The organism is Nocardioides sp. CPCC 206348 (assembly GCF_048654705.1).
Taxonomy (GTDB): Bacteria; Actinomycetota; Actinomycetes; order Propionibacteriales; family Nocardioidaceae; genus Nocardioides.
In genome coordinates this window covers 1,251-4,613 of sequence record NZ_JBMCZA010000167.1, presented here as the reverse complement: position 1 = coordinate 4,613, position 3,363 = coordinate 1,251, and the positions used below count along the sequence as shown (strand labels likewise).

5 protein-coding genes are annotated in these 3,363 nt (G+C 70.7%); 2 read left to right on the top strand and 3 right to left on the bottom strand.

Annotated elements, in window-relative coordinates; translation table 11 throughout:
• Together ACOADB_RS13125 and ACOADB_RS13120 are read left to right on the top strand one after the other, a co-directional pair.
• The coding region (locus tag ACOADB_RS13125; RefSeq protein WP_378599187.1) for a sensor histidine kinase at positions 1 to 509 on the top strand (509 nt) is incomplete at its 5' end.
• Complete coding sequence (locus ACOADB_RS13120) at positions 506 to 1,132, top strand: response regulator (RefSeq protein WP_378599184.1); 627 nt, start codon at positions 506 to 508, stop codon at positions 1,130 to 1,132. The genes ACOADB_RS13125 and ACOADB_RS13120, both read left to right, overlap by 4 nt.
• A gap of 25 nt (positions 1,133 to 1,157) precedes the next feature.
• Here the strand turns inward: ACOADB_RS13120 and ACOADB_RS13115 are convergent, their stop codons facing one another.
• From ACOADB_RS13115 to ACOADB_RS13105, 3 genes are read right to left on the bottom strand one after another with little or no spacing between them, the layout of a single operon-like run.
• Positions 1,158 to 1,904 (bottom strand): hypothetical protein, encoded by a 747-nt coding sequence (locus tag ACOADB_RS13115; protein ID WP_378599181.1) that lies wholly within the window; start codon positions 1,902 to 1,904, stop codon positions 1,158 to 1,160.
• A gap of 13 nt (positions 1,905 to 1,917) precedes the next feature.
• Positions 1,918 to 2,208, bottom strand: a complete 291-nt coding sequence (locus ACOADB_RS13110; RefSeq protein ID WP_378599178.1) for a hypothetical protein — start codon at positions 2,206 to 2,208, stop codon at positions 1,918 to 1,920.
• 36 nt (positions 2,209 to 2,244) lie between these two features.
• Complete coding sequence (locus tag ACOADB_RS13105; RefSeq protein ID WP_378599176.1) at positions 2,245 to 3,303, bottom strand: oxygenase MpaB family protein; 1,059 nt, start codon at positions 3,301 to 3,303, stop codon at positions 2,245 to 2,247.
• Between the last annotated feature and the right edge of the window lie 60 nt (positions 3,304 to 3,363).

Here is a 3,363-nt window from a genome sequence, read left to right as displayed (position 1 = left end):
AGCACGTCCACACGGCCGCGGCCACCGCCCGCGACGGCCTGGACGAGGTACGACGAGTGGTGCGCGACCTCGCACCCGCCGATCTCGCCGCCGACTCCACGGGCGCTGCCCTCCCCGACGCACTGCGCCGGACCGCTGCCCAGGCTGCACTCGCGATCGACACCGAGGTACGGGTCCACGGCACGCCGGTCGTGGTGGCGCCGGACGTCGCGTCCGCCCTCGTCCGCACGGCCCGGGGCGCGCTGGCCAACGTGCGCGAGCACGCCGACGCCGGCCGCGTGGCGCTCACCCTGACCTACCAGCAGGACGAGGTCGTGCTGGACGTGCGCGACGACGGCCGCGGCTTCGAACCCGACCACGTCCGGGCCGCCGGGTCCCGTGGGCGCGGGCTGACGGGGATCCGTGACCGCGCCGCGTCCCTCGGCGGGCAGGTCGACGTCGAGAGCGCTCCGGGCGAGGGCACCACTGTCTCGGTGCGCTTCCCGGTCACGAAGGAGGAGGCGCCGTGATCCGGATCGTGCTCGTCGACGACCACCCCGTCGTGCGCGCCGGGCTGCGGGCACTCATCGACGGACAGGCCGACCTGTCCGTGGTCGGTGAGGCCGACGGACTCGACCGCGCGCTGGCCGTGGTCGCGGCGGACCGGCCGGACGTCGTACTCATGGACCTGAGCCTGGGTGCCGGCCAGCCCAGCGGCGCCGAGGTGACTGCTCGGTTGCGGGCGCTCGCGACGCCGCCCGAGGTGCTGGTGCTGACGACCTACGACACCGAGTCCGACATCCTGCGGGCGCTCGACGCCGGGGCGCGCGGCTACCTGCTCAAGGACGCGCCGCCCGAGGAGCTGTTCGCCGGGATCCGCGCGACGGCCCGCGGTGACACGGTGCTCGCGCCGTCCGTCGCCGCCACGCTGGTCCGCCGTACGACGCCGGGCGCCACCACCATCACCGAGCGCGAGGTCGAGGTGCTCGAGCTGCTGTCGCGCGGCCTCGGCAACAAGGAGATGGCGCGCGAGCTCTTCGTGTCCGAGGCGACCGTCAAGTCCCACCTGTCGCACATCTACACCAAGCTCGGCGTCGACACCCGGGCCGGCGCCGTGGCGGCCGCGATCGACCGGCGGATCATCCGCTCCTGACCCAGCCTTCGTGCGCTCGTCCGGGTCAGGTGTAGTCGAAGGTCAGCAGCGCCAGGCGTTCGACCGGTTCGAAGAACAACAGGATCCCGTCGGCGCCGGCCGTGCGGTAGTGCCAGCCCGGCACCTCGGCGACGAAGTGGAACCGACGGCCGGCCGGGCTCATCGGGGTCGCGGTGGACTCGTCGCGGGAGAGCTCGATCGGGAAGTCGTCCATGGCCCAGTTGCCGGCGCCGGCAGCCCCACCCAGCTGGCACAGCACCGGGACCGGACGGGTGTTGCCGTACGCGGCCACGCCGCGCCGGTCCAGCCGGACCAGGGTGTCGTTGCGGGCGAACCACCGCCGGGTGGCGTCGTACGACCTCGCCTGCTCCTCACCGAAGGCGCGGAGTCTGTCGTAGGCGGGCCCCTCCATGGGGGCGTCGTCACGGTCGTAGGAGAGAGCGAAGTAGCGCTCGTCGCCGAGGAAGCGCATCCGGTCACCTTCGACCCGGAACGGCATCCAGTTCTCACGGAGCATGCCGGTCGGGTCCGCGGCCGCCGCGACCTCGGCGGTGCGCCAACCGATGGTGACCTCGTCCGGCTCGATCGGACTGAGCAGGTGGATCCAGCCGGACCATCGCTTGTTCACCCGCGCCAGGTCGATCGAGACGAGCGGATGCACGTGCGCGGCCAGCCACTGCTGGTCGTCGACGAACACGTCCGCGGCATCGGGAAGGACGCGCAGGCCCTTCGCCGGCCAGTGCAGGTCGTGCTCGGCCTTGCCTCTGCGCATGCGCGCCAGCCTGTCAGCCCTTCTCGACGGCCGCCAGCACCTTGTCGAGCTTGGCCTTGAGGTCGGGGACCTCGTCGAGCAGCACCAGCTTGTCGTTCAGGTCACCGAGCAGCGTCTGCACCTCGGACAGGACCACCTTGGTCTCCGCGAGGGTCGCGTCGACCGTGGCGAGCTTCTCGTCGACTCCGGTGAGGGTGCCGTCGACGGTCCCGAGCGTCTGGTCGACATTGCTCAGTGCGGTCTCCGCCGCCTTGAGCGTCTTGTCGGTCCGCTTGAGGATGTCGGCAACAGGATTCAGTCCCACGGTTTCTCCTTGTCGTACGTCGTTGTGCCCACCTTCTCAGGCAAGGCGTCCCAGGACCGGCTCCGACTCGAGCAGGCCGGCATCGCTCGGCGCCTCGCCGAGGCCGAACACCTTCTCGTGCTGCTTCTGCCGCCACGCCAGGTGCGCCTCGGCCGGCTTGTCGAAGCCGTAGCGGGCGCGGGCCTCGGCAGGCGTGAGGACCTCGGGGTTGGCCGGCGCGACGCCCCTGAAGACCGGCGTGACGACCTTGATGGTGCTGGGCGAGAGCAGTGCGAGGACCCGCAGCTGCAGGCCCTTGCTCAGCGCGATCGCCATGAAGGTGGCCCGCAGGATCGGGCGCACCGCGATGTCGACAGCGCGACGCTGCGGCAGGTCGCCCATCTCGCGCATCCAGCCGGGCAGGGTGGCGATCACGCCGGCGGTGAAGAACTTGCCGACGACCCACTGCGCCGGGCGCAGCACCAGCGGCACCTGGACCAGCTGGTCGATGTCCATCAGGTGGTGCATCGCCTTCTGCGCGATCGGCGAGCCGGACATCAGCGGGTGCATCCGCTCGTAGTAGGCGTGCAGCTCGGCGCGGTTGCGGGGCACGTCGTCGGGGTTGCAGGTCTGCAGCTCCGCTGCGATCGCGCACTCCTCCCAGAACCGGAGCTCGTCGGCTTCCGACAGCTTCCCGGGGCCGTACATCTCGTAGGCCTTGAGGACCGAGTGCCAGCCCGTGACGAGGATCCACAGCTGCGAGTCGGGGTCGTTGGCGTCGTACTGCCCGCCGCCGTACGGCTCGGTGCCGATCGCCTTGCTGTGCACCTTGACGAGGACGTCGGCGGCGCGGCTGGTGCTGCGGCTGTCGCCGAAGGCGACCAGCGCGAAGTAGTGGATGGTGCGGTCGTAGCGGGTCTTGGGGCGCTTGTAGATGTCCTGGGTCCGGTCGACGGAGGCGACGAGGTTCGGGTCGAGCTCCTCGACGACGACGGCCCGGCTGAAGCCGATGGTCAGGGAGGTGGGGTAACCCCACACCTTCCAGGCGACCGAGTCGGGGCCGAAGAAGCCGTAGTCCTCGGCGGGAGTGATCTCGCGCTGCTTGCGAAGTGCCATACCGACAGAATGCTACAGTTGTGTAGTAAATGGAAGACCTATCGCTCACCTAAGGTGTGA